This is a genomic window from Streptomyces sp. PsTaAH-124, assembly GCF_000373685.1.
Classification (GTDB): Bacteria; Actinomycetota; Actinomycetes; order Streptomycetales; family Streptomycetaceae; genus Streptomyces; species Streptomyces andamanensis.
Window position 1 is genome coordinate 52125 of the sequence record NZ_KB892174.1, and the last position, 24460, is coordinate 76584.

The following is a 24460-nucleotide window of genomic DNA, read 5'->3' on the forward strand; positions in this document are numbered from 1 at the left end:
TTGATTCTGGACTCAGCCTCGATTGATGCCGGATTCAGTCTCGAACGCCGCTCGACCGGGCGCCGGACACCGGCAGCGGATAGTCCTTCAGCTCGATCGCCTCCGCCGCCCGCACCGACAGCCTGGAGAACAGCGCCGACAGCGGCCCCAGTTGCAGCACCCGGTAGGTCAGGTTCCGCAGCCGGATCCGCCGGTCGGTGGCGGGCGCGAGCATCGGACCCGCGCTGTCGGCGTTCTTCTGGCAGCCCAGCGCGTACGCCCGGATCTGCTCCTCGTACGCCGCGAACGCCGCGCGGTGACCGGGCCGGGTGGCCAGCTCCCCGGCGAGCACATACGCGCACACCAGGGCGAGCCCGGTGCCGAGGCCGCCCATCGTCGCCCCGTACCCGGCGTCGCCCAGCAGCACGACCCGGCCCTCGGAGAACCGGTCAAGGCGGACCTGTGCCATCGCGTCGAAGTACAGGTCCTCGGTCTCCTCCAGCGCCTTCAGCGCCCGCGGCACCTCCCAGCCGAGCCCCGCGTACCGCTCGCGCAGGATCTCCCGCTGCCGCTCGGGCCCCAGCCGGGCGTACCCGGGGTCCTGCTCGGCGAACACCATGGTCACCAGGGCCTTCGCCGGGTCGCCGCCGTAGTGCGCGAGCCCCACCGCCCGGCCCGGCGCGTTGAACCAGCGCGCCGTGCGGTCCAGGCCCAGGTGGTTGGGGGCGTCGTAGACCGCCACGTAGTGGTTCAGGAAGCGCAGATGGCGTGCCTCGTCGCCGAAGACCAGGCGCCGTACGGTGGAGTGCAGCCCGTCGGCGCCCACCACCAGGTCGAAGGTGCGCGGCGCGCCTCGCTCGAAGGTGACGTGCACCTCGTCGGGGGTCTGCTCCAGGGTGGCCACCGAGTCGCCGAAGACGTACTCGACGCGGTCCTTGGTGTGCTCGTGGAAGATCTCCGAGAGGTCGCCGCGGAAGATCTCCACGTCGCCGCTCATGAACTCCGGCGGCAGACTGGCCTGTTCCCGGCCGTCGGGGCCGATGAAGTGCTGGGTGCCCATGTGCGTCTGCCGCTCGCGGACCGCGTCCCACAGCCCCATCCTGCGCAGGACCTCCCGGTGGGCCGCCCCCCGGAAGTCCACCGCGAAGCCGCCCCGGCGCAGCGCCGGTGCCTTCTCCACGATCGTCACGGCGCAGCCGTGGGCGGCCAGCCAGTGCGCGAGGGCCGGCCCGGCGACGCTCGCTCCGGAAATGAGGACGCGCCGGTCGCGCAGGGCGTCGGGGCTGGCTTCTTCGCGCACGATGTCTCTCCCGTGGACGGACCCGGAACACTCACGCAGATTGTGTCCCAGGAACCGCCGGGAAACCGCCATGCGGGGCCGGGCGACCGGAAACGATCGGTGAGAAGGGCTGTGCCGCCGGGGTGGTGGCGGGGCGCCTGGGCGCGACGGCCCTCCTCCGTGTGAGGGGGCTGTCGAGGCGGTACCTGACGTTTTTCGACGGGGTACCGTTCTGAGTGTCGAGTTCAGAACGGAGCCAGTATGCCCCCGTCCCCTGGTGAACACGCAGGCGCACGCATCAGGCACGTGCGCAAGGTACGTCGTTTGACTCAGCGGGAGTTGGCCGACCTCTCGCACGTCTCGTACAGCACGCTCACGAAGGTGGAGCAGGGCGCGATGCCTGCGAGCCCTTCGGTCGTGGGAGCCGTCGCACGGGTTCTGTCCGTTCCGGTCTCGGAACTCCAAGGGCAGCCGTACGTAGACGAGTTGAGACAGGACCAGCTTGACGGTCTGATCAACCCCATCAGAGAGGCGCTGAACGTCTACGACCTGGGGCCGGACCCGGACGTAGTCCCGAGGGACATCTCGGACCTGGAGACGGACGCCGACGGACTGTGCGCCCAGGTGCGCGCCACGAACATCAAGCAGGTGGCGACAGAGCTTCCGGCACTGATTCGCGAGGCGACGACGACGGCGCATCTCTCTCCGTCCAGCCGCAGCTGGCAGCTCCTGGCATCCGCCTACCGGACCGCGTACGACGTCACGACCAAGCTGGGCTTCCCTGACCTGTGCACGGTGGCGCTGGACCGGATGGACTGGGCGGCGCAACGAGCGTCGGACCCCGTCCTCTCGGGGATGCGCCAGTACCTCCGGGCCCTCGCCTATCTGCGCGCGAGCGACTATCAGACCGGGAAGCGGCTGATCGGGCTGGGTATGGCCACTCTCGGACAGGCCGAGCCAGGGCGCGTCCTGGATGTCGTCACGGGCCAACTCCACCTGGGAGCAGCGGTTTTGGCAGGACGCGACAAAGACCGGAGCGCGGCGGAGGGGCACCTTGCCGAGGCAGCGCGCATCGCGAAGAGGACCGGTCCGGCGGAGAAGGTGCACTGGCTTTCCTTCGGGCCGACGAACGTAGGGGTGCACCGCGTGAGCGTGTTGGCGGAGCTCGACCTGTACCCGGAAGCCGTGCGTCAGGCGAAGGAGATGCACGTCCCGGACGGCTGGCCGCCCTCCCGGCTCGCTCACCACCACGCGGAGGTCGCCCGAGCGCAGGTCTGGTCCGGAAGTACCGAGGACGCCTTCAAGAGCTTGCAGGCCGCCCGCAAGCTGGCTCCGCAGCAGACGCGGTACCACCCCACGGTCCGTGAGACGTACGCCAGCCTGGAGGCGGCGAAGCGAAAGATGCCGGGGACGTTTCAGAACTTCGGTTCCTGGCTAGGTATGTGACGCTACGTCATGCCTTGGCCGGTGCTATCAGTCAGTTCTGATAGTTCCGGCCTTTTCGCGTCGACATCCTGATAGCGAACGATCCCCGGCGGCTGGCGGGCCCCGGGGTCGTGGCCCACGCTGCGAGGAGCGTCAACGTGATGAACAGTACCTTCCCCGAACACCGGGATCGAACAGACTCGGGAACCGAGGTCACCTCGGTCCACCACGAGGGCTCGCGGGTAGCAGGCTCGGTCCTGCCCTTCCCGATCGCTCCCTCGATGCCGCTGACCATGCGGTCGGCCGCTGAGCCGGTCGGCTCGCCAGGACCGGAGGCCGCCCGATGAGCAGCACGGAAGTCTGTCCGAGGCTGACGCCTCCCGCGGTCTCGGAGTTACCCGGAGCCGACGTCTGTCAGTGGCTCCTTGCCGCCGCTGATGACACCGAACGCGCGGTCCGTGAGTGGCTGGAGCAGGACATCGCGCTTCTCGGCTGCGGTGAGGTCTTCTCCGCGATCCGTGTGTCCGGGACCCTCGTACGCGCCGCCGCGCGGGCGGAGGGCGAGGGTGCGGTCACCGAGTACCTCCGCCAAACCCTGGCCGACGGCCCCGTCTTCCGGGACGCGGAGAGCGACATGTACTACGCCCTGGTGCCTGCGGGCACCACCTGGGGGTCGGCGCTCCGCCGTGTCGCGGGCCTGGAGTGCCTGGACCAGGCGTGCTACCTCGGCGTTCCGGCCGTGCACCTCATGGACCCGGACCGGCGCCTGTACTGGTGTGTCCCGATCACCTCAGCCGGGGTCTTCTGCGATCCGCGGACGGTGTGGGCCGTGGCGCAGTGCGGAACGGCACTCCTGGACGCCGAGAGCTGGGCCGAAGGCCGGTCGACGGCGGACCTGGAAGTGATCCGGGCAGCGGCGCGCCGAGCGTTGTGGGAGTCGCCACCGGCGGACCCCCGGGAGCTGACCGTGCGCGTGGAGGCCCTGGGGCGGCACGTGCGGCAGCTCGGCACCCGACTGGCTGTGCTCGCGCCCCGGATACAGGGCAGCCGGAAGGAAGCAGCGGCCCGAGTCCTGCGGCAGATCTCGGAGGTGTCGGGCGAGCCCGCCACTGAGGGGGACCTGGCGAGGCGACTGTATGACCTGGGCATGGTCGTGGGACCCGCCCTCGTGCTCATCGTGAACCCCGGTCCGCTCACCGGCGCGTCCACGTAACGGGCCGCCCACCCCGGCGAACGGGGACCCCAGGCGGCCGTACCGGGTCAGGACCGTACCACCCGTCAAGTCCCGCTCCGCCAGTTCCCCCCCACGACGGGCGGAGCGGGTCCCTTCGCGGCCTGCGGCCCGCGGCCGTGAGGCGATCCCCCTGGAGAAGAACAATGAACGACCTGACGGCGCCGGCGGACCAGCGGTCGATCGACCGCCCGCTCCTCCACGAGGTGCCCGTCACCGCGATGACGAAGTCCGCGGTGCGGCCGGGCAAGAGCTGCCCCGTGATGACGGCGCGCCGTGCTGCTGCACTGGACTGACGGCGCCTGCTGGCGCTGCGACGCGGAGCACGTAACGGTGACATGGCTGGGGCCCGTCACCTGGGACGGCCAGCACGCCCCGTTCCGCGTGTGCGAACCATGCCTCGCTGCCATCGAGCGACGGGCCCAACGGCACTTCCTGTTGTACCGGCCGCCGGATCCGGACGGGGCCCCGGCCATCCTCCGGCAGCACTTCCCGGCTGCCGACCCGATCACCCTGACAAGGAGCGCGATGGAACATCCCTTACCTCCGGCACCGGCGCCGCTGAGTGCGGCGCGGACCGCCGCGGCGTACGCCACCGTCATGGCCGCCCTCGCCGTGCTGCTGTTCGTGCGGGGGCTGAGGTGACCCGGCCCGGTCTGCCCTCGGTGCTGCCGCCGGCCCCGGCCGGGATCATGCCGTTCATCGTGCGGTACAGCGGCGAGACGCCGCTTCCGGTCCGGCTCGGCCGGGACAGGGTCCGGGGCCGTCTGCGCTACGCGGACGAGACGCGCTTCGACCGAGACGGCTGGGGGACGCTGTGGGAGCGCGTGGCGCTGCCCCCGAAGGGGCGGCGCGGGAGCCCGCGGCCGGAGCATGTGCATCCGTACCGGCAGCGACGGGCGATGCTCGACCTCTGGTGTCAGATCTGCAGAAGACCGGTCGACCCCGACTACGCGGGCCCGTATCTCTTCCTCCACCGGGCTGACGGCGGCCCGCTCAAGGAGGGGGAGAGGACGGACAAGCCCCCGGTCCATGTGGTGTGCGCCGGGGTTTCCGTCCAGCTCTGCCCGCGGCTGCGGGGCAGCTTCGCCGGGGCCTGGGTCGAGCACGCGCCGACCTGGGGCATGAAGGGAGCCGTCTACCACCCGCAGACGCTGGACCTCCACCAGGCCGGTGTGGACGTCCCGCTCGAATCCCCCTACCGCCGCTGGACCATCGCCTTCAGCACCGTGGTCGAACTCCAGGGTGTGACGCCGCTGACACCGGCGGACCTGGAGGACCAATGGGCCCGCCTCGGCCGGGACCGCCTGGAGCACGAGTTCGAGCGGATAGCGAAACTCGCCATGGCCGCCTGATCTCTGCTCCAGCCCAGCCCTGGCGGCATCACTGGCTCCAGGGCCGCCGCGCACCGCATCCGGCGGGGTGGGGACCTGGTCGTGGCCGTCCAGGGGATCACCCGATGCTCGCGCTATGTGCTCGACGGCATGACCGGGTTCCTCGGCGGCCAGAACCTCCGGCTGCACGTCACCCCGACGGGGAGCCGGTGGACCCAATCCATCCGAAGAAAGGACGAACAGACATGATTTCGAAGACCCAGGAAGCAGCACAGCAGACCGTGCCCGTCGCCGACCCGACCGACGTCGCGGCGCTGGTCGACACCTCGGCCGTCGTGAGGTCCGAGGATGTCGAGCAGGAGGAGTGCTACACCTTCTGACCCTCGGCTCGGAAAGGGTGCCCGGCCGCGGCGTCGGCCGGGCACCCGCCCCTGGCGGTGCCCCCTCTTCTGGAGATCACTGTGATTCACGTCTTCACCGGGCCGACGCTGAGCCCGGACGACCCCGTCCTCGACGCGCCGCGGTTACGGGTCCGGCCGCCGATCCGGCACGGCGACCTGTTCGACCCGGCGATCGAGGGCGGGGACACGGTCCTGATCCTCGATGGCCTCTACCACCACGCGCCGGCCATCCGGCACAAGGAGATCATCGCGGCCATGGGCCGGGGAGTCCGTGTCATCGGCGCCGGGAGCATCGGCGCGCTGCGCGCCGCCGAGCTGGTCGGCGTGGGGATGCTCGGCGTCGGCTCGGTCTGGCGCGCCTACACGGGCGGGCTGCTCGACGGCGACGACGAGGTGGCCGTCGCTCAGTCCACGGACGGTGATCTGAGCGCGTGCACGTGGCCGCTCGTGCGGGTGCGCCAGGTGGTCGCCCACGCCGAGCGAATCGGCCTCCTCACCGTGCAGGAAGGGGACCGGCTGATCGGCGCGCTGGCCGAGGTCTACTACCCCCACCGGTCGCTGGAGGCGGTGTTGCGCGTCAGCAGACGCGAGAAGCTGTCCGTCTTCGCCGAGTGGCTGGCCGCACAGGTGGCCGACGACAGGCACTTCGGGGACGTGAAACGCGACGATGCCTTGCAGGCCGTGCGGGTGGCCTGCAAGCTGGCCGAGCAGCCCTGCCGGCCGGTGGAGGGTCTGACGTGGTCCACGCGCTGCTACCGGCAGTGGGCGAACGCCTTCGCAACGCAGGACACCGGGTCCGGTCGGCTCCCGACCCTGCGGCGGGTCACCTACCAGCAGATCTTCGATCCCGACTTCCCACGGCTCTGGTGGGCCTACCTGCGCGCCCTCGGCACGATCGGTCTGTCCCGGTCTGTGGCGTGCGCGGTGATCAACCCGCACGCCGACCTGACCGACGAGGCGACGGCCGCGCGTCTGCTGGCGCACGAGACCGAGGCCGACCGCGCCGACGTCGCCCGCTACGGAAACGTCAACGAGGCGGCCTGCAAGGCGCACCGCGGGTTCTTCCCCGAGGCGATCAAGGAGGACGTGGTGCGGCAGATGCTCGCGCAGGTGTGGCGCGTCAGCCCGGATGACCTTGACGAGGCGGCGGAGTACCGCGGCCTGCATGGCGCCCGCGAAGCCGTCGAGGCGGCGCGCCCGTTCGTACTCGGCTTCCTCAAGGACCAGAAGGCGGCTCGACGTTGACCTCCATCACCTTGACCGGCACGGTGCGCGCCCGCGCTCCCGAGGACACCTGGGAGGCGCTGAAGCCCGAGATCGGCCGGTTCGGCATCAGCCGCGTCGCCCGGCTCACCGGCCTGGACCACCTGGGCATTCCCGTCTGGACGGCTGTACGGCCGTCCGCTCACACGCTGGTGACCTCGCAGGGCAAGGGCGCCACCGACACCCTTGCGAAGATCTCGGCGGTGCTGGAGGCCGCCGAACTGTGGCACGCCGAGCAGCCGCTGACCCCGGACGTCCGCAGCCCGCACCGCCGTCTGGACGTTCCGTATCCGCTGTATGAGCTGCCCGTGAAGATCGACCATCCCTCGCTCGCCGACGTGCCTCTCGACTGGGTCACCGGCCGTGGCCTGGTCTCCGGAGAGCCGGTCCTCGTCCCGGCCGACGTCGTACGCCGGGAGCTGCGGCCCGTCAGCGAGCCGGAGATCTTCCACGTCACGAGCAACGGACTCGCCTGCGGGAACACGCTGGCGGAGGCCGAGTTGCACGCACTGCTGGAGACCGTGGAGCGTCATGCCCTGCACGAGGACTATGCCGACGGCGGCCGGGACAGGACGCTGGTCGACCCGGCGACGGTGACCGATCCGTACTGCCGGAACCTGATCGACACGTTCCTCGGCGCCGGCATGTGGCTGGAGATCGCGTGGGTGGGCAACGTCTTCGGCCTGCCGGTGTGCGCGGCCTACATCTGGTCGGAGGACTACCCGATCGTCTTCGCCGGATCGGGCTGCCACTTCCGGCCGGGCATCGCGCTGTCGCGCGCGCTCACCGAAGCCGCGCAATCCCGGCTGACCTGCATCGCGGGAACGCGGGACGATCTCGACTCGCACGAGAACGCGTTCGCCGCCAGCCCGGAGAGGCCCGTCCTTGCCGAACTGCCGGTCAGGGCCTGGCCCGTCGCGCACCCCTTTGAACCGGAGGACAAGGATCTGGCCGGACATCTGGGCAGCATCGCCTTCACCGTGGGCGCCGTCACCGGGTACGAGCCCGTGACGTTCACACTGCACGACTCGCCCGCCTACGCCGCGGTGAAGGTCGTCGCCCCCGGACTGGAGATGCGCATCACCCGCTCGATCCCTCGCCCCGGAGGCCGCCGTGGCTGATCCGGTCCTCACCGAGTCGGAACAGGCGTACGCAGCGGCGTTCGACGCGATGCACGCCGCCCGCGCGCGCAGCACCATCACCAGCAGGCTGTACGCCCGCGCCATGGGCGACGCCTACCCGGCCGAACTGGACGCCTCCAGCTCCGCCGACTGGCCGCTCCTCGGCACGATGATCGGCGCGCTGCGGATGAACCAGGGGGACAGGCTGGTCGATCTGGGGTGCGGAACGGGCGGCGTCGGCCTGTGGCTGGCCCGTGCGTTCGGCGTCTGCGTGACCGGCATCGACGTGTCCGGCGAGGCCGTGCAGTTGGCCACCGACAGCGTGCACGACTTCTCTCTGTCCCAGGAGCGTGCGGTCTTCAAAGTGGGGTCGCGGGCGGCGACCGGGCTGCCGGACGAGTATGCGCACGGGCTGATCTGCGTGGATGCTCTGGGCAGCGGACGCGACCGGTCAGGAACCCTCCGGGAGGTCCGGCGCGTCCTCAAGCCGGGTGGTCGCGCAGTCGTCACGTCCAACCGTTCCCGGGTGGCACCGTCCCTGGCGCCGTGGGCGAGGCAGGCCGAAGAGGCCGGCCTTCTCCTTGAAGCGGAGCAGGAACGGCCGCATGAGCCGGGCATGTGGCGACGCCTGTTCGAGCTGTGGATCGAGTACGAGGACGAGTTGCGCCAAGAGCTCGGCCACGAACAGGCGGAGAGCATGCTCGCCGAGGCCGAGGCGCGCACACCGTTCCTCGCCCAGCGCCTGGCTGCCGTCGTTACATTGAGGCGCCCCAGCGCCTGACCCCGCCGTGAGGAGAGCCCGGCATCCGCCGCGCCCTGGAACACCGAAGCACCGAAGCAAGGAGCGTGCTGCATGAGCCGTCGTATCGCCGTCTACGGGGCCGGGAGTTGGGGGACCGCGTTCTCGCTCGTTCTCGCCGACGCCGGATGCGAGGTCACGCTGTGGGGGCGTCGGCAGAGCGTGGTGGACGCGATCAACGAGACCCGCCGCAATCCCGACTACGTACGGGGCGCGGCGTATCTCCCGGAGGCCGTGCGGGCGACGGCGGACCCGGCCGAGGCCGCCCGCGGCGCGGAGACCGTGGTCCTCGCGGTGTCCGCGCAGCACGTGCGGCCGCTGCTGGAACAGTGGCGCGAGTCGTGGGGGCCGCGGACCGTGTTCCTGTCGCTGATGAAGGGCGTCGAGCTGGCCACCACGAAGCTGATGAGCGAGGTCGTCGCCGAGACGACCGGTGCGTCGCCCGACCGGATCGCCGTCCTGTCCGGCCCCAACCTGGCACGGGAGGTCATGCTCCGGAAGCCGGCGGCGAGTGTCATCGCCTGTGCCGACGAGAGCACGGCGGCCCGGATCCAGGCCGCCTGCCACACCAGCACCTTCCGCTGCTACACGAACACCGACGTCATCGGCTGCGAGCTGGGCGGCGCCGTGAAGAACGTGATCGCCCTGGCCGCCGGTGTCTGCGACGGCATGTGCCTCGGGGACAACACGAAAGCGTCGCTCATCACCCGCGGACTCGCCGAGGTCACCCGGCTCGGCGTCGCCATGGGCGCCGACCCCCTCACCTTTGCCGGTCTGGCGGGAATGGGGGACCTGGTGGCCACCTGCGCCTCGGCCCTGTCGAGGAACTACTCCTTCGGCCGCCGCATCGGCATGGGGATGACGGTGAAGGACGCCCGCGCACTGGCCGAGGAGACCGCGGAAGGCGTGGCGTCCTGCAAGGCGGTGAGCGCGCTCGGAGAACGCCACGGCGTGGAGCTGCCGATCACCCGGGCCGTGACCGGGATGATCCACGAGGGCCGGGAGCCCCAGGACGTCATGGACGCCTTGATGGCGCGCGCCGCGAAGGCCGAGGTCTGACCGGGTGCCGGCCGCTGTGCGGTCAGGTGGGCCGGGGTCCTCTGCGTGCGGTGGGTGGGGTGGTGCGCGTGGCGGAGGCGGTCGTCGGGCGTGCGGTGCGGGTGGGGGCGGGGGCTGTCCGGAGCGCGGTGCGGGTGGCGGTGGGGGGCGGCGGGGCCGTGGTGCGGGGGGTCGGAGGGGCGGTGCGGGCCGTCGGGGCCGGGGAGCAGCAGGGGTGCCAGCGGGTGCTGGCCGTGAGGAGGTCGGCGGTCCAGGAGTCGAGGCGGCGGCGGCCGTGGTCGGCGCGGGCGCCGGTGGGGTCGCCGAGGACGCCGTTGGGGGTGACGGCGCGGAGGCCGCCGCGGCGCAGCGCGGGCAGGAGGGACGGCAGCGGGCGGGTGTCGCCGGGCTCGGCGCGGTCGCGGCGCACGGCGCCGGGGCGCAGCGCCAGCATGGCCGAGGTCTCGTCGCGGCCCGCGTGGCTGTCGGCCGGGTCGCCGGAGGGCTCCCAGAAGAACGCCCGGCGCCCCTCGCTCCGCAGCCGCCCGACCGCGCGCCGTACCGGCACGGCGTTGCCGCCGTGCCCCGAGACGAACGCCACGCCGGCGAACGCGTCGGCGGAGCGGCCCAGTTCGGTGAGCAGCAGCTCGGTCGCCGCCTGGCCGATGGACAACGTGCCGGGGAAGCCCGCGTGTTCACCGCTGGAGCCGTAGTGGACCGGCGGTGCCAGCACCACCCACTCCCGGACCGCCGCCAGCCGCTCGGCCAGTGCCAGCGCGATGTCCGTGTCCACGGTGAACGGCAGATGCGGGCCGTGCTGTTCGGTCGAGCCGACGGGCACGACGAGTACGCGGTCGGCGGCGACCGCCGCCACCTCGGGCCAGGTCGCCCCGGAGAGCCTGCGCGGTCCGTTCACGCCTGCCGCACCCCGTCCCGTCCCGGCCAGGACGACGGGTCCGGCAGCAGCGGCGCCAGGGTGCGGTGGCGCAGCGCGCCCCACCAGACACCGGCGCCGTAGGCCAGGTCGTCGGCGATCCGGGCGGCCACCCAGCCGGGCAGCGGCACCCCGGGCCGGGCCGCCCGCCAGTCGGTCACATGGCGTCCCCAGGCGGCGGCCAGCAGCAGCCGTCCGTGCCGGGACGCGGCCAGCGCGGGCACCGCCACCGGCCACCAGGAGCGGGTGACCGCGTCGGCGAACATCCGGCCCGCGCCCCAGTGGCCGCGCAGCGCCAGCGCCACCGACTCCTGCGCGGGCACCCCCACCCCGTGCAGCTTGCGCGGCAGCAGCGCGGCGGTGATCAGCGCGGTGCCCGCGGCGGCGGCGGGGCGCCCGGCCGCGACGGCTCCCCAGCAGGCCAGCGTCCACGGCGACACCCGTACCGGCGCCGCCGCCGGGCCGTGCCGCAGCGCGAGCGGCGCCGCCGAGGTGCCGTAGTCGAAACGCTGCCGCGCCCACGCCGACCAGCGTCCGCGCGGCGCGTGCCGGACCTCGGAGCCCGGCTCGTAGCGCACCAGCAGGTCCCGCGCGGCCAGCCGCCACACCAGGTCCACGTCCTCGCCGTAGCGCAACGACTCGTCGAAGCCGTCCAGTGCGCGCAGCGCCGAGACCCGGACGACCAGCGCGGCCGTCGGGACGTAGCTGACCCGGCTGCCGGGCCGGACCACGGCGGGCAGCGGGCCCAGGTCGAGCGGTGAGCGCTCCCGCTCGTAGCGTTCCAGCACACTGCCGCCGGGCCTGCTGCGCACCCGGGGCGCCACCGCGGCCACCCGGGGGTCGGCGAAGTGCGGCAACAGCGCCTCCAGCCAGCCCGGTTCGGGCACCACGTCGGCGTCCAGGAACGCCACCAGTTCCGTACCGGCCAGCCGCCAGCCGCTGTTGCGGGCGGCGGCCGGACCCCGGGAGACCGGATGGCGCACCGCCGCGCCGGGCAGCGGCACCCGCGAACCGTCGTCCACGACCACCGCCGCGGCCGGACCGCCCGGCGAACGCAGCGCCACCAGCGCCGCGTTCACCTCCGGATGGTCGCGGACCGGAACCACGGGCGTCACGTCCGCCGGGGTGAACGGGCCCGCCGCATACCGGGGATGGACCAGTCCGGCCGTGATCAGGCGGTCCGCCAGCCGCCGTTGCCCCGGCCGGGCGGGGACCGGCTCCCCGGCGAGCCAGCCGTCCACCAGCCGGGCCCCGGCCGCGGACAGCCGCAGCACCCGGTAGGGGGCGCCGCCGAGCAGGGTCCGGCCGCCGGACAGTCTGCTGAGGGAGGGATCGGGGTCCAGGCGCAGCGGCACGGCGGTGGCGGCCGTCTCCGGCGCGGCGGGCACGGGCGCGGGGCGTGCGGGTACGGAACTCACGGCGTGAAACCTCCGTCGGCGTGGACGACCGTACCGGTCAGGGCGGACGCGTCGGGGCCGCACAGCCAGCACACGGCGGCGGCGACCTCCTCCGGTTCCAGCAGGCGTTCGAGCAACTGGTGCCGGGCGAACTCGTCGGTGTCCGCGAGGCCGTAGAGATCGGCGCTGGCGCGCAGCATCGGGGTGCGGGTGGAGCCGGGGGAGACGGCGGTCGCGGTGACGCCGGTGCCGCGCAGATCGGCGGCCAGGCCCCGGATCAGCCCCACCACCGCGTGCTTGGCCGCGTTGTACCCGGCCAGGTGCCACAGGCCGTGGTGCGCCGCCGCCGAGGCGAGCGCCACGAACCGGCCCGTGCGCGGCGCGGGCCCGGCCAGCATCCGGGGTACGGCGGCCCGCGCCAGGTTGGCCACGCCGCGCACCCCCGTCTCGAACAGGGCGTCCCACTCGTCGTCGGTGGTCTCCCACAGCGGCCGGCCGCCCGCCATCACCGCCGCCCCGGCCACGGCGGCGTCCAGCCGTCCGCCGCCGTGCCGGTGCGCCAGGTCCACCGCGTCCTGGAGGGCGGCCCGGTCGCGTACGTCGGCCACCACCGGCAGTACCGCGCCCGGATGCCGTTCGGCGAGCGCGTCGAGTTCCTTGTCGGTGCCCAGCGGGTAGCCGACGCCGGGCAGGTCCCGGCAGATGTCCACGGCCACCACCAGCCAGCCCTCCGCGGCCAGCCGGTCCGCCACGGCCGCGCCGATGCCGCGCGCCGCGCCGGTGACGACGGCGGTGCGCCGCCCGGCGGCGGGGGAGGCGTCCGTGCCGCTACCGGGGCTTGGGTGTGTGCCGGTGTCCGCTTCCTCGGCTCTGTCCGCTTCCGTGTCCGTGTTCATGGTCCGGGGGTCCTCCTCTCGCACCGGTGGTCCGTCAGGCGGGCTTCGCCGCCACGCCGTGCTCCCGAAGGTGCGCGAGCAGCAGCTCGGCGGCCTCCTCCGGGGTGGCGGGCGTCACCACCCGGGGCGGGGTCCGCTGCGGGGCCAGGGCGCCGGTCAGGGCCAGCAGCCGCTTGCGGGTGCCGCCCTCGGGGGCCGGCAGCGCCTTGGCCCGCGGCCGGTAGGGGCGCACCCGGCCCGCGCGCACCGTGCCCGCGCCGCCCGCGCCGCCCGCGCCGTCCGTGCCGGTCACCCGCACCACGGGGATCGCGGCCCGCCGCGCGGCCAGGGCGGCGCCGAGCGGCGCCCGGCGCGGCCGCGCCGAACCCGGCTCCACCGAGCACACGGCGGGCAGCGGCACCTCCAGCCGCTCCGCCCGGCCCCCGTCCAGCCGCCGCACGGCCCGCAGACGCACGGACTCCAGACGCACGGACTCCAGACGCGCCCCGGCCGCCGCCTTTCCGGCCGTCGCCTCTACGTCCCCTGCCTCTACGTCCCCTGCCGATCCCGTGCCGCCGCCCGCCGCAGCCTCGGCCCGGCCCTCCGACTCCCCGTCCCCCGCCGTCAGTTCCAGCAGCCCGAGCGCCTGGGCCGCGCCCAGCCGGGCCGCGAGGTGGGCCGGTGTGGCGCCGGTGCCGCGGTCCACCGAGCGGTCGCCGCACACCACGACGTCGGGCGCGGGCAGGCCCGCCGCGGCGAGCCCGGCGAGCAGGCTGTGCGCCGTGGCCGCCTCGTCCCCGTCCGGGCCCTGGATCCGCAGCGCCTCGTCGGCACCGGCAGCCAGCGCCTCGCGCAGCATCTCCTCGGCGCCCTGAGGCCCCACGGTCACCGCGACGCAGCGCCCGCCGAGCCGCTCGGCCAGCCGCAGCGCGTGCTCCAGGGCGCACCGGTCGGCGGGGCCCGCCCCGGCCGCGTACGGCGCGCTGGGGACCGTACCGGTCAACGGGTGCGCCAGGGCGCGCGGATCGGCGCTGCGCAGCGCGGCCACCACCAGCACGGCGCTCACCCCTGCCGGAAGGCGACACCGTGGCCGCCCTCGGGGTAGGTCCAGGTGATCGCGCCCGGTGCGTCGCACACCTGGTAGCAGGTGCCGCACTCGAAGCACTGCTCGTAGTTGAAGAGGATCCCGCCGTCGCCGGTGGGCACGAACAGGGCGGCCGGGCAGGCGTGCACACAGGTGCGGACCTCGCAGGAGCGGCACACATCGGTGTCGACGGTGATGTGCGCCTGCTCGGCGACCCGGAACTCGACCGTGGCCATCCGGTCCTCGAAGGACACCTCCGGCGCTGCCGGTGACGGTATGTCAGAAAGTGCCGGTGGCGTGTCCGGTGCCGCAGCGGCCCCGGCCCTCGTCGTCGTCCGGTTCATCCGAAGGACCTCGTTCCCGTGAACGCGTCGGACAGCACATGGCGCAGCCGCAGACCGCGCCGACGGGCCGCGCCGGTCAGCAGCCTGCGCAGGCCCGGCTTGGGACGCGGGTTGTCGACCGTGAAGAACCCCTGTGCCACGTCGCACAGCAGCCCGGGGTACGTCTGCTGCATCCGCTCGGAGAAGACCAGTCCCGGGACCCGGCGCAGCCTGCGGTGGTCGGCCAGCACGAAGGACTCCTCCAGCCGCCCGCGGTAACCGGCGAGTCCGGCCCGGGAGGTGTCGCCCGCGGCGATCGCCGCGGCGGCGGCCCGCCCGGCGTGCATGCCCGCGCCCAGCGCGTAGTTGACGCCCTCCAGCCAGACCCCGGCGGCCAGACACATCGCGGCGGCGTCCCCGGCGACGAGGATGCCGTCCCCGGCCAGCTCGGGCATGCTGTCGTAGCCGCCCTCGGGGATCAAGTGAGCCGAGTACTCCTTGAGTTCGGCGCCGCGCAGCAGCGGGGCGACGGCCGGGTGGGACTTCAGCCCGGCGAGCACCTCCTCGGGGCGGCGCCCCGACGCGGCGAGTCCGGTCAGCGACAGCACCACGCCCACGCTGACCGAGTCCAGGTTGGTGTAGAGGAACCCGCCGCCGGGCACGGAGCCGGTGCAGCCGAGGATCTCGATGTCCTGGCCGTGCCGCCCGCTCACCCCGAAGCGCTCCTCGATGACCTCGCGGGGCAGCGCCAGCGTCTCCTTCACCCCGAGCGAGGTGTGCTCGGACTGCCGGCCCGGCACCTTCGCGAACAGGCCCGCCTCCTTGGCGAGGAAGGAGTTGACGCCGTCGCAGGCGATGACCACCCGCGCGGTGAGGTCGCCGTCGGGCCGGTCGGTGCGCACCCCGCTCACCCGGCCGCCGGGACCGCGCAGCAGCCCGGTCGCGGTGGTGGCGGGCACCAGCACGGCGCCCGCGTCCTCGGCGAGCGAGGCGAGCCAGCCGTCCAGTTCGGAGCGGAAGGCGGTGGCGCCGTTGTACGGGGGGCGGCCCCAGTCCTCGGTGCGGAAGTCGACGGTGAGTGCCTGATGGCCGGTGAGCACCATCGTGGAGCGCCGGGTCACCCAGCGCTGCACGGGCATGTGCTCCCACCAGCCGGGGACCAGCTCGTCCAGGATCCGGCCGTAGACGACCCCGCCGTACACGTTCTTCGCGCCCGGGTAGGGCCCGCGCTCCAGCAGGGCCACCCGCAGTCCGGCGCGGGCCGCCTCCAGCGCGGCGGCCGACCCGGCCGGACCCGCGCCGACGACGACCACGTCGAAGTCCGTGTCCCCTTCCGTCCGCGCTGCCGCGCTCGCCTCCGTGCGCCTCTCAGGCGGCATCGCGCACCTCCCCGTTTCCTGCCGGGAGTTCTTCGCCGTCCCCGCTCTTCTCGCGCAACTGCCGCAGCAGCGCGGCGAGTACGGCGGGCGCGTCGGCCACGATGCCCAGGTCCGCCATCGCGGTCATCGGGCAGTACGGGTCCGTGTTGACGCTCACCACATGGCGCGGCGCCCCCAGGCCGCCGGTGTGGTGCGGGGCGCCGGAGATCCCGAAGGCGACGTACAGATCGGGGTCGACGGTCACGCCGGTGGTGCCGATCTGCCGGGCGTACTCCAGCCAGCCCGCGTCCGTGACCACCCGGGTGCCGCCCACCGCCATGTCCAGCGCCGCACCGAGTTCGCCGAGCAGCGCGACCGCCTCGGGCCCGCGCAGGCCGCCGCCGGCGCCGAGCAGCCGCCGGGCCCCGGCGAGGTCGGCGGTGCCGGCGGAGGCGTCCAGGGCGCCGGTGTGCACCGCGTCCGGGCCCGCGCTCGCGGCGGACGGCGAGGGCGCGGGCAGGACGAGATCGCTCACCTCGGGGGGTTCGGCGACCGGCAGCGCGCCGCGCACCCCGGGCTCCAGGGTGGCCACGAACGGTCCGTCCACGGTGAGTTCGACCAGCGCGCTGCCGCCCAGCCGCAGTACGTCGGCGCCGTGCGCCAGGATCTCCTGCGCCCCGGCGAGCAGCGGGCGGCCCAGCGCGGCGGCCAGGCGCGGCGCGAGGTCGCGGCCGTCCGGCGAGGCGGGCAGTACGACGGTGTGGGCGGGAGCGAGCAGCGGGGCGAGCGCGGCGGCCAGCGCGGCGGGCGCCGTGGTGGTCTCGAAGGCCCGGATCCGGCGCCCGGCCACCAGCCGCAGCGCGCCCTCGCGCGCGCCGGTCCCGGCGACCAGCACGTTCCCGTCCGCCTCCGCGGCGGACTCGTCCGCGCCCAGCGGCAGTTGCCCGTCCCGGACGACGACGACGGCGACGCGCCCGGCGGGCGCACCGGCGCTCTCCTGCCCGCTCACAGCGCCACCCCCGCCCGGTGGCCCTCGACGACGGCCGCGTGGGCGCGGCGCGGGGTGAGGCAGTCGCCCGCCCGGTGGACCGGGAACGGGGCGTCCTTGAGGGCGTGCCAGAGGGCGTCCTCGGGTGTCTGGTGCAGGGCGCACACCACCCAGTCGTACCGCTCCTGCGCCACCTCGCCCGTGGTGTGGGTGAGGATGTCCAGTTCCACCGCCCCGCTCCCCTCCGGGCCCGGCCGGGCGCCCGTCACCACCTGGTCGGTGGCGTGTCCGATGCCTTTGCCGTGCGCGCGCACGCTGTACGTCTCCAGGTCGAGGGTGACGCCGAGGTCCTGTCCGACGACCATCGCGGGCGTGCTGATCCGCACCCGGCAGCCCCGGTCGGCCAGCAGCTCCGCCACCGACGTGGCCTGGTGGAAGCCCAGTTCGTCGACGACCAGGACGCGCTGCCCGGCGGCGGGCGCGGCCCGGCCCTCCAGGACGTCCCGTACGTCCACGACGTGCTCCAGGCCGCCCGCCCAGTACGGCGGCTGCGGCCGGGCCCCGGTGGCGAGGACGACCGCGTCGGGCGCCTCGGCGCGCAGCGACTCGGCCGTGGCCTCGGTCCCGGTGCGGATGTCCACGCCGTGCCGTACGCACTCGGCGAGCAGGTTGCGCACCACGTCGAGGAACTCGGCGCGGCCGGGCGCGGTCGCGGCCGTCGCCACCTGGCCGCCGGTGGCCGGCGCGCGCTCGTAGAGGGTGACCGCGTGCCCGCGGCCGGCGGCCGTCGCGGCGGCCTGGAGCCCGGCGGGGCCGCCGCCCACGACCAGGATCCGGCGCGGCCGGGGGCCCGGCGCGGGCAGCGGCACCGCCTCGCGGCCCGCGCGCGGGTTCTCCACGCAGCCCAGCCAGCGGTTGAGGCCCATGCGGCCCACGCACTCCTGGTTGCAGGACAGGCAGGTCCGGATGTGCGGGGTGTGCCCGGCGCGGGCCTTGGCGGCGAAGTCCGGGTCGGCGATCTGCCCGCGCACCACCCCGACCAGGTCGCAGTGGCCCTCGGCGAGCGCCCGCTCGGCCTGCACCGGGTCCTTGATCCGGCCCACGCCGATCACCGGCAGCCGTACCGCGCGGCGGATCGCGTTGGAGATGAACAGGGCGTAGCCGGGCGGCACCGACATCGACGCCTCGATCATGTACAGGGTCGAAGTGGCCACGCCGATCGAGGTGTTGATGTAGTCGGCCTTGCCGGTGGCCTCCACCATCCGGGCCGTCTCGACGGCCTCGGCGATGGCGGTGCCGCCGTCCATGAGTTCGTCGCCGCACAGCCGCACCCCCAGCACCCGGCCGGGTCCGATGGCCTCGCGCACCGCGTCGACGATCTCCCGCAGCAGCCGCGCCCGGTTCTCCAGCGGGCCGCCGTAGGCGTCGGTGCGCAGATTGGTGGCGGGGGAGAGGAAGCCGCGCACGATCGAGGAGTGCGAGCACTGGAGTTCGACGCCGTCGAAGCCGCCCTCGGCGCAGTGCGCGGCCACAGCCGCGTACCCGGCCACGATCTCGGCGATCTCCGCGACGGTGACCTCCTTGGGCACCTCGCGGAAGAGCGGGTCGGGCACCGGTGAGGGCGCCCACACCGGCAGCCGGGAGTACATCGAGGACGCCTGGCCGCCGTTGTGGTTGAGCTGGGCGAGGATCGGCGTGCCGTGCGCGTGCACGGCCTCGGTGATGCGCCGGTACCCGGCGACCACCCGCGGGCTGAACCCGTGGATCAGCTTCTCGTACGGCCAGTCGGTGACGTGGGTGGAGTGCTCCTCGGTGATGATCAGCCCCGCGCCGCCGGCCGCGCGCGCCGCGTAGTACGCCGCGTGCTGCTCGCTGGGCAGGCCGTCCTCGGCGTAGTTGGTCAAGTGGGCGGAGAACACGATCCGGTTGGCGAGGGTCAGCGGACCCAGCCGCAGCGGGGAGAACAGGTGCCGGAAACCGCTCATCGGGCACCGCCCCCGTCCGCGCCGCACAGGGCGAGCGCCGCCCGGCGGCCCTCCAGCAGCGCTTCGTGCACGGTGCGCGGGGCGACCCGGTCGCCCGCGTGCACGGCGCCGTCCGGGCCGGTCAGCTCCGTGTCGGGCAGCCGGTGCCCGCAGTGCACCACCGCCGCGCAGCCCACCTTGCGCTGCTCACCGGTGAGGACGTCCTCGACCAGCGCGGCGTCGGCGAGCACCGAGCGCAGCACGGTGCGCCGCAGCAGGCTCACCCCGGCGCGCACCAGCCGTCCGTGGGCGTCGGCGAGGTCCCCGGTCAGCGCCAACTGGGTGCCGGCTACCGGGTCCTGGGTGACGAACAGCACGGCGGTGCCGCGCGCGGCCAGCAGTTCGGCGACCGCGACCCCGGTGGCGTCCCCGACCGGGTCGTCCACCAGCACCGGCCCGTCGGGCACTTCGGCCCGGCCCGCCAGTACGTCGGCCGCCTCCAGGACCGTACCGCCGTCGATGTCGTAGCGGCGCGGGCCGGGCCGGGAGCCGGTGGCGAGCACCACCCGGCGGCCGGTCAGCTGCGCCTCACCGGCCGCGGTCGCGGTCCGCACCGTGACACCGAGCCGCCGCACCTCCGCCTCCAGCCAGTCCAGCAGCGGCGCCCAGCGTCCGCCCGCCACGCGCAGCATGCCGCCGAGCCGTCCGGCGCGCTCCACCAGTTCCACCCGCCGTCCGTGCGCGGCCAGTACCCGCGCGGCCTCCAGACCGGCGGGCCCGCCGCCGACCACGAGCACCGCGTCCGGCTCTCCGGATCCGGACGTCCCGGGAGGCACGTCGTCGGGCCTCCCGGGCGCGTCCGTTCTCCGCTCCGCAGCGGCCCCGGCCACCGGACGCCCGCGGGGGAAGTCGGGCGGATCCTCGGTCTCGTGGCCGCTGCGGGGGTCCACGGCGCACGAGACCACCGGATTGCGGTTGTCCCGTACGCGGCACTTCTGGTTGCACAGCACGCACGGCCGCACCCGCTCGGGGTGCCCGGAGCGCACCAGCGCGACCAGCTCCGGTGCGGCGATCTGCGCGCGGGTCATCTCCACCAGGTCGGCGGTCCCGCCGGTCAGCGCGTCCTCGGCGCGGGCGGGGTCGGTCACCGAGCCCTGGAGCACCACCGGTACCCGGCCGTCCACCGCCGCGCGCACGGCCGCGCACAGCTCGGTGTTGAACCCGGCCGGGGTGTGGAAGTCGGGGCGGGTGGCGGAGACGGCCATCGCGGAGCCGCGCACCACCACCAAGTAGTCGAGCAGCGGCGCGAGTTCGCGGGCCAGCTCCTCGGCGTGCGCGGGGGTGATGCCCGCCCAGGGGGCGAGTTCGTCGCAGGACAGCCTGAGGCCCAGCAGCCGCCCGTCGCCGATCCCGGCGCGTACGGCGGCGAGCACCTGGCGCAGCAGCAGCGCGCGGTCGGTGCCGTAGGCGTCCTGGCGCTGGTTGGTCAGCCCGGACAGGAACTGGCGCAGCAGGCTGTGCTGCCCGGCCTCGATCTCCACCCCGTCCAGGCCGCTCGCGGCGGCGATCCGGGCGGCGTCGGCGAACCCGGCGCGCAGCGCGTCGAGTTCGGGTTCCTCCAGCTCCATGGGCAGTTCCCGGCTCACCACGTCGGCGACCCGGGACGGCGCCCACAGCGCCGACTGGTGATAGGCGGACGAGCCCTGCGATCCGGAGTGGCCGAGGGAGGCCACCACCAGTGCCCCGTGCGGCGCGCAGGCCGCCGCGGTCGCCGCCCAGCCGGGGCCGCAGTCGGCGGCCAGCGGGGCACGCTCGTAGGGCCAGTCGGAGGGGTGCACGCTCGCGGTCTCGGTGACGATCAGACCGGCGCCGCCGGCCGCGCGCCGCGCGTAGTAGGCGACGTGCCGGTCCGAAAGGGCCCGGCCGCGGGCGAGGTTGGTCTCGTGCGGCCCGAACATCACCCGGCTGGGGGCGGTGCGCGGGCCCAGGGTGACGGGCTCGGTCAGGCGCATGGTCACGCCGCCCCCGGACGGCCGGTGCCGAACCCGGCCAGCGGACTGGTCGCGCAGGCCCGGTCCGGCACGGCCGCGGGGTGCGCCGGACGCCGTCCGATGGTGACCGGGACGGGGCCGCGGGCGGCGCGGGTACGGTGCGAGTGGTCGCCGGAGGGGCGCGGCGCCGCGCCCGCGCCGACCGCGGCCAGCGCCCGTTCCCCGTTGCCCTTGACGCACTCGGGGTCCGGCCCGTCCAGCGGCAGCCCGGTGAAGAACTTGGCCGCCATGCAGCCGCCCCGGCAGGCGTCGTACGCCGAGCAGGACGTGCAGGCGCCCCCGGACTGCGGCGAGCGCAGCTCGGTGAACAGCTCGGACTCGCGCCACACGGCGGTGAATCCGCCCGGGGTGCGCACATTGCCCGCGAGGAACGTGTCGTGGATCGCGAACGGGCAGGCGTACACGTCGCCGACCGGGTCGATCAGGCACACCACCCGGCCCGCCCCGCACAGGTTCAGGCCCGGCAGCGCGGCCGGGCCGAGGGCGTTGAGGTGGAAGAAGGAGTCGCCGGTCAGCACGTTCTCGCCGTGCTTGAGCAGCCACTCGTACAGCGTGCGCTGCTGTCCGGCGGTGGGGTGCAGCTCGTCCCAGACGTCGGCGCCGCGCCCGGAGGGCCGCAGCCGGGTCAGCCGCAGCTGGGCGCCGTGGGCGTCGGCGATGGCCTTGAAGGCGTCGAGCTGGCCGGCGTTCTGCCGGGTGACGACCACGCTGAGCTTGAAGCCGCCGAACCCGGCGTCGGCCAGATTGCGGATCGCCGTCATCGCGGTGTCGAACGAACCGGGGCCGCGCACCGCGTCGTTGGTCGCGGCGTCCGCGCCGTCCAGCGAGATCTGCACGTCGACGTAGTCGCTCGCGGCCAGCCACCGGGCCCGTTCGGGGGTGATCCGCACCCCGTTGGTGGAGAACTTCACCCCGACCCGGTGGGCGGTGGCGTACTCGACGAGTTCCCAGAAGTCGGGGCGCACGGTGGGTTCGCCGCCGCCGATGTTGACGTAGAAGACCTGCATGCGTTCCAGCTCGTCGATCACGGCCCTGCACTCGGCCGTGGTCAGCTCCCGGGGGTCGCGCCGCCCGGAGGAGGACAGGCAGTGCACACACGCCAGGTTGCAGGCGTAGGTCAGCTCCCAGGTGAGGCAGATGGGGGCGTCGAGGCCGCGCTCGAAGTGGTCGACGAGCTTCACGCTGTCTCCTCCAGAAGGTCGCCGGAGCGCGGCGCCGGACCGGCGGCCGCGTCGCCGCGCGGTTCGATCACGCCCCCGGCGGCGAGCGCGGCGAGGGCGTGCAGGGTGCCGGACCGCTGCCCGGCGGACAGCCCGGCCGCGTCCAGGGCGGCGTGCACATCGGCGTGTTCGGCGAGCGAGGTGACGACCGTGACGAGTTCGGGGGTCTTCAGGAAGCAGAGCCTGCGGGTGCCGAAGTGGTAGGCGAGCGCCCCGAAGGGCTCCGGGCGCAGGGCCACGCTGGGGGAGCACCGGTAGGGGCGCTCGGGGGTGAACACGGGTGGGCCTCCGGTCAGTAGACGCCGCACATGCCGTCGATGGAGACCTCCTCGACGAGCAGTTCCTCCGTGTACTCGGCCTCCGCCGGGAACTCGGGCGCCTCGGCGGTCCGGGTCGTCTCCTCGCCGTCCACAGTCGGCCCTCCTTCGCTGAGATGGGGTGGGTGACCGTCCTGGGAAAAAGCGTGCAGGAGGACATGGAAAAGGACCACCCCTAACAAATCAGGGGTGGTCCTTCGGGGCTTGCGGGTCTTCAGATCCTTGCAGGGATTGCAGGACCGGCAGGTCGTGCGGGACTTGCAATCTTTCGGGTCTTCCGGGTCTTTCGGGGATCGCAGGTCTTTCGGGTCCATCGCGTGGTGCGCCGAAAAGGGTGTCGGGCGTCCGGGAAAGTCCGCCGGTAATGGGCGGGGCCGGGTCAGCCGGATTTCCGCCCGCTCACCGGCCGGTGCGTCCGCTCACTCGGACATCTCTTTCTCGCGCAGCCCGGCGGTGATCGCGAGCAGTGCGTAGGAAAGGTCCTGGCCGGTGGGCGCGGATTCCGGGTCGATCAGCCACTGGGCCATGACGCCGGTCAGCAGCGCCTGGAAGAAGGAGCCGACCGCGCGCACGGCCCGCTCGTCGTGCCCCTCCGCAAGCCGTGCCAACAGGCTCTCGCCCATGCCGAACCGGGCCTCCTGGAGACCGCTGGCGAGCGCCTCGCGGATCTCCGGCGAGTGCTCGATCTGCGTGAACGCCTCGAAGTTGGCGGCCCACAGCCGGCGGTGGCCGGAGAACAGCTCGATCACCTTGGTCCAGATCGCCTCGAACTGCTCGTGCGGCGCGGCGGTGGCGTCGGCGTCGTAGACCATGGACTTCTCCAGGGCCTCGCCCCACTCGGCGTTCGCCTGGATCAGCGCCTCGTTCAGAAGCGCCTCCTTGGAACCGTAGTGGTAGCCGATGGAGGCGAGGTTCGCGCCGGAAGCGGCGACGATGTCACGGGCGGTCGTGCGCGCATAGCCTTTTTCAGTCAGGCACTGCTTCGCACCTTCGAGTAGAGCGTCGCGATGTCCCATTCCACGACCTTACCACATTTTCCATACGACCGTCTAAGTCAAGCGTCTTATACAGGCGTCTGGTGTCTGTCGCCGTAGGTGGCCGGGCGCCCCCCCGGGGTGTGTCCCGGAGGGCGGCTCCCGTGTTCTCGTGTGCCCGCCCGCAGGCGTGGGTCAGCCGGGCAGCCCCTTCAGGTACTCGATCATGGTGGCGATGAACCGCTCCGGTTCCTCCAGGTGCGGCAGGTGGCTCGACTCGGGGAAGACCTCCCAGCGTGCGTCGGGGATCAGCTCCGCGTACGGCCGCACCGTCTCGGGCGTGGCCTCGTCATGGGCGCCGGACAGCACCAGCGTGGGCACCTCGATGTCCGGCAGGCAGTCCTCCACCCCCCAGTCCTTGAGCGTGCCGATCACATGGAACTCACTGGGGCCGTTCATCGCGTGGTACACGGTCGGGTCGTTGGTGATCTCGTAGAACGACGCCTGGTAGTCGCGCGGCCACGGCTTGAGCCGGCACACGTGCCGGTCGTAGAAGACCCGCATCGCCGCGTGGTACTCCTCGCTGTCCGTCGTCCCGGCCGCCTCGTGCCGCAGCAGCACGTCGTTGATCCCGGGCGGCAGCTGGGCGCGCAGCACCTCCATCTCCCGCAGCCACAGCGGGTAGGACGCCGGGGCGTTGGCGACGACCAGGCCGCGCAGTCCCCGGGGCCGTGCCGCGGCGTGCCTGGCGACCACCAGACCGCCCCAGGACTGCCCGAACAGCACGTAGTCGTCCGCGATCCCCAGCCGGTCGAGCAGGTTGTCCAGCTCGTCGAGGAACAGCTCGGGCGTCCAGAACTCCGGTCCCTTGTCCGGCAGATGTGTGGAGCCGCCGTTGCCGAGCTGGTCGTAGAGGACCACCGGCCAGCCCACCGCGGCGAACACCTCCAGGGAGCGCAGATAGTCGTGCGTGCTGCCGGGCCCGCCGTGCACGGCCACCAGCGTCGGCCGCGGGGAGGTGCCCGGATCGCCGCTGAGGCGGTACCAGGTCTTGTACTCGCCGAAGGGGACGGTCCCCTTGACGGTGTGGGGCACGGACATGTCG

General features: G+C 73.8%; 24 protein-coding genes. 9 read left to right on the forward strand and 15 right to left on the reverse strand.

Features of this window, described 5'->3' with window-relative positions; all coding sequences use genetic code 11:
• Positions 1–34 precede the first annotated feature (34 nt).
• Positions 35–1279, reverse strand: a complete 1245-nt coding sequence (locus B086_RS0120650; RefSeq protein ID WP_018568334.1) for an FAD-dependent monooxygenase — start codon at positions 1277–1279, stop codon at positions 35–37.
• Positions 1280–1519: 240 nt separating this feature from the next.
• Between B086_RS0120650 and B086_RS0120660 the strand changes: the two genes are divergently transcribed.
• The 9 genes from B086_RS0120660 to B086_RS0120710 all read left to right on the forward strand — a co-directional run bounded on the left by B086_RS0120660 (position 1520) and on the right by B086_RS0120710 (position 9891).
• Entirely contained in the window at positions 1520–2704 is a 1185-nt protein-coding gene (locus tag B086_RS0120660; RefSeq protein ID WP_026252610.1) for a helix-turn-helix domain-containing protein, read from the forward strand.
• A 322-nt stretch (positions 2705–3026) separates the two neighbouring features.
• Positions 3027–3896 carry a hypothetical protein gene (locus B086_RS42010; protein WP_018568337.1) on the forward strand — a complete coding sequence of 290 codons (870 nt, stop codon included), beginning with the start codon at positions 3027–3029 and terminating at the stop codon, positions 3894–3896.
• A 164-nt stretch (positions 3897–4060) separates the two neighbouring features.
• Positions 4061–4210 (forward strand): hypothetical protein, encoded by a 150-nt coding sequence (locus B086_RS44630; protein ID WP_018568338.1) that lies wholly within the window; start codon positions 4061–4063, stop codon positions 4208–4210.
• Positions 4211–4555: 345 nt separating this feature from the next.
• Positions 4556–5269, forward strand: coding sequence for a hypothetical protein (locus tag B086_RS42015; RefSeq protein ID WP_018568340.1), 714 nt, complete (start codon positions 4556–4558; stop codon positions 5267–5269).
• Between the two features lie 224 nt (positions 5270–5493).
• Positions 5494–5628: a hypothetical protein gene (locus tag B086_RS45940; RefSeq protein ID WP_018568342.1), complete on the forward strand. Its 135-nt coding sequence runs from the start codon at positions 5494–5496 to the stop codon at positions 5626–5628.
• Between the two features lie 81 nt (positions 5629–5709).
• Positions 5710–6894: a TfuA-like protein gene (locus tag B086_RS0120695; RefSeq protein WP_018568343.1), complete on the forward strand. Its 1185-nt coding sequence runs from the start codon at positions 5710–5712 to the stop codon at positions 6892–6894.
• Positions 6891–8033 (forward strand): YcaO-like family protein, encoded by a 1143-nt coding sequence (locus B086_RS0120700; protein WP_018568344.1) that lies wholly within the window; start codon positions 6891–6893, stop codon positions 8031–8033. Before B086_RS0120695 ends, B086_RS0120700 begins: the two co-directional genes overlap by 4 nt.
• The gene (locus B086_RS0120705) at positions 8026–8814 is read left to right on the forward strand and encodes a class I SAM-dependent methyltransferase (protein ID WP_018568345.1); all 789 of its coding nucleotides are present in this window, start codon (positions 8026–8028) and stop codon (positions 8812–8814) included. The genes B086_RS0120700 and B086_RS0120705 overlap by 8 nt, the downstream gene beginning before the upstream one ends.
• Before the next feature lie 72 nt (positions 8815–8886).
• On the forward strand, positions 8887–9891 hold the full coding sequence (locus B086_RS0120710) for an NAD(P)H-dependent glycerol-3-phosphate dehydrogenase (protein WP_018568346.1): 1005 nt from the start codon (positions 8887–8889) through the stop codon (positions 9889–9891).
• A 22-nt stretch (positions 9892–9913) separates the two neighbouring features.
• Here B086_RS0120710 and mftE read toward each other — a convergent pair whose 3' ends face one another.
• The 14 genes from mftE to B086_RS0120780 all read right to left on the reverse strand — a co-directional run bounded on the left by mftE (position 9914) and on the right by B086_RS0120780 (position 24456).
• Positions 9914–10786 carry a mycofactocin biosynthesis peptidyl-dipeptidase MftE gene (gene mftE, locus B086_RS0120715; protein ID WP_018568347.1) on the reverse strand — a complete coding sequence of 291 codons (873 nt, stop codon included), beginning with the start codon at positions 10784–10786 and terminating at the stop codon, positions 9914–9916.
• Entirely contained in the window at positions 10783–12222 is a 1440-nt protein-coding gene (gene mftF, locus B086_RS0120720; RefSeq protein WP_018568348.1) for a mycofactocin biosynthesis glycosyltransferase MftF, read from the reverse strand. The genes mftE and mftF overlap by 4 nt, the downstream gene beginning before the upstream one ends.
• Positions 12219–13097, reverse strand: a complete 879-nt coding sequence (locus tag B086_RS0120725; RefSeq protein WP_018568349.1) for a mycofactocin-coupled SDR family oxidoreductase — start codon at positions 13095–13097, stop codon at positions 12219–12221. The genes mftF and B086_RS0120725 overlap by 4 nt, the downstream gene beginning before the upstream one ends.
• 34 nt (positions 13098–13131) lie before the next feature.
• The gene (locus B086_RS40365; protein WP_018568350.1) at positions 13132–14142 is read right to left on the reverse strand and encodes a mycofactocin-associated electron transfer flavoprotein beta subunit; all 1011 of its coding nucleotides are present in this window, start codon (positions 14140–14142) and stop codon (positions 13132–13134) included.
• A complete protein-coding gene (locus tag B086_RS0120735) occupies positions 14139–14396 on the reverse strand; it encodes a ferredoxin family protein (protein WP_051115881.1) in 258 nt (85 codons plus the stop codon). Before B086_RS0120735 ends, B086_RS40365 begins: the two co-directional genes overlap by 4 nt.
• A 104-nt stretch (positions 14397–14500) precedes the next feature.
• Positions 14501–15862, reverse strand: a complete 1362-nt coding sequence (locus tag B086_RS0120740; protein ID WP_018568352.1) for an FAD-dependent oxidoreductase — start codon at positions 15860–15862, stop codon at positions 14501–14503.
• Complete coding sequence (locus B086_RS40370; protein WP_018568353.1) at positions 15852–16850, reverse strand: mycofactocin-associated electron transfer flavoprotein alpha subunit; 999 nt, start codon at positions 16848–16850, stop codon at positions 15852–15854. Before B086_RS40370 ends, B086_RS0120740 begins: the two co-directional genes overlap by 11 nt.
• A complete protein-coding gene (locus B086_RS0120750; RefSeq protein WP_026252612.1) occupies positions 16847–18814 on the reverse strand; it encodes a mycofactocin system FadH/OYE family oxidoreductase 2 in 1968 nt (655 codons plus the stop codon). The genes B086_RS40370 and B086_RS0120750 overlap by 4 nt, the downstream gene beginning before the upstream one ends.
• A complete protein-coding gene (locus B086_RS0120755; protein ID WP_037873736.1) occupies positions 18811–20805 on the reverse strand; it encodes an FAD-dependent oxidoreductase in 1995 nt (664 codons plus the stop codon). Before B086_RS0120755 ends, B086_RS0120750 begins: the two co-directional genes overlap by 4 nt.
• Positions 20806–20807: 2 nt before the next feature.
• Entirely contained in the window at positions 20808–22025 is a 1218-nt protein-coding gene (mftC, locus tag B086_RS0120760) for a mycofactocin radical SAM maturase (protein WP_018568356.1), read from the reverse strand.
• Positions 22022–22342 carry a mycofactocin biosynthesis chaperone MftB gene (gene mftB, locus B086_RS40375; protein ID WP_018568357.1) on the reverse strand — a complete coding sequence of 107 codons (321 nt, stop codon included), beginning with the start codon at positions 22340–22342 and terminating at the stop codon, positions 22022–22024. The genes mftC and mftB overlap by 4 nt, the downstream gene beginning before the upstream one ends.
• A 14-nt stretch (positions 22343–22356) precedes the next feature.
• On the reverse strand, positions 22357–22476 hold the full coding sequence (mftA, locus tag B086_RS45030; RefSeq protein ID WP_018568358.1) for a mycofactocin precursor MftA: 120 nt from the start codon (positions 22474–22476) through the stop codon (positions 22357–22359).
• A 324-nt stretch (positions 22477–22800) separates the two neighbouring features.
• Positions 22801–23397: a TetR/AcrR family transcriptional regulator gene (locus B086_RS0120775; RefSeq protein WP_018568359.1), complete on the reverse strand. Its 597-nt coding sequence runs from the start codon at positions 23395–23397 to the stop codon at positions 22801–22803.
• 153 nt (positions 23398–23550) lie between these two features.
• On the reverse strand, positions 23551–24456 hold the full coding sequence (locus B086_RS0120780; RefSeq protein WP_018568360.1) for a proline iminopeptidase-family hydrolase: 906 nt from the start codon (positions 24454–24456) through the stop codon (positions 23551–23553).
• Positions 24457–24460: the final 4 nt, after the last annotated feature.

Coding starts and splice junctions, on each gene's coding strand:
- B086_RS0120660 (WP_026252610.1), top strand. CDS start 1,520: ATGCCCCCGTCCCCTGGTGAACACGCAGGCGCACGCATCAGGCACGTG.
- B086_RS42010 (WP_018568337.1), top strand. CDS start 3,027: ATGAGCAGCACGGAAGTCTGTCCGAGGCTGACGCCTCCCGCGGTCTCG.
- B086_RS44630 (WP_018568338.1), top strand. CDS start 4,061: ATGAACGACCTGACGGCGCCGGCGGACCAGCGGTCGATCGACCGCCCG.
- B086_RS45940 (WP_018568342.1), top strand. CDS start 5,494: ATGATTTCGAAGACCCAGGAAGCAGCACAGCAGACCGTGCCCGTCGCC.
- B086_RS0120710 (WP_018568346.1), top strand. CDS start 8,887: ATGAGCCGTCGTATCGCCGTCTACGGGGCCGGGAGTTGGGGGACCGCG.
- B086_RS0120725 (WP_018568349.1), bottom strand. CDS start 13,097: ATGAACACGGACACGGAAGCGGACAGAGCCGAGGAAGCGGACACCGGC.
- B086_RS0120735 (WP_051115881.1), bottom strand. CDS start 14,396: ATGGCCACGGTCGAGTTCCGGGTCGCCGAGCAGGCGCACATCACCGTC.
- B086_RS0120740 (WP_018568352.1), bottom strand. CDS start 15,862: ATGCCGCCTGAGAGGCGCACGGAGGCGAGCGCGGCAGCGCGGACGGAA.
- B086_RS0120750 (WP_026252612.1), bottom strand. CDS start 18,814: ATGAGCGGTTTCCGGCACCTGTTCTCCCCGCTGCGGCTGGGTCCGCTG.
- B086_RS0120755 (WP_037873736.1), bottom strand. CDS start 20,805: ATGCGCCTGACCGAGCCCGTCACCCTGGGCCCGCGCACCGCCCCCAGC.
- B086_RS0120775 (WP_018568359.1), bottom strand. CDS start 23,397: ATGGGACATCGCGACGCTCTACTCGAAGGTGCGAAGCAGTGCCTGACT.
- B086_RS0120780 (WP_018568360.1), bottom strand. CDS start 24,456: ATGTCCGTGCCCCACACCGTCAAGGGGACCGTCCCCTTCGGCGAGTAC.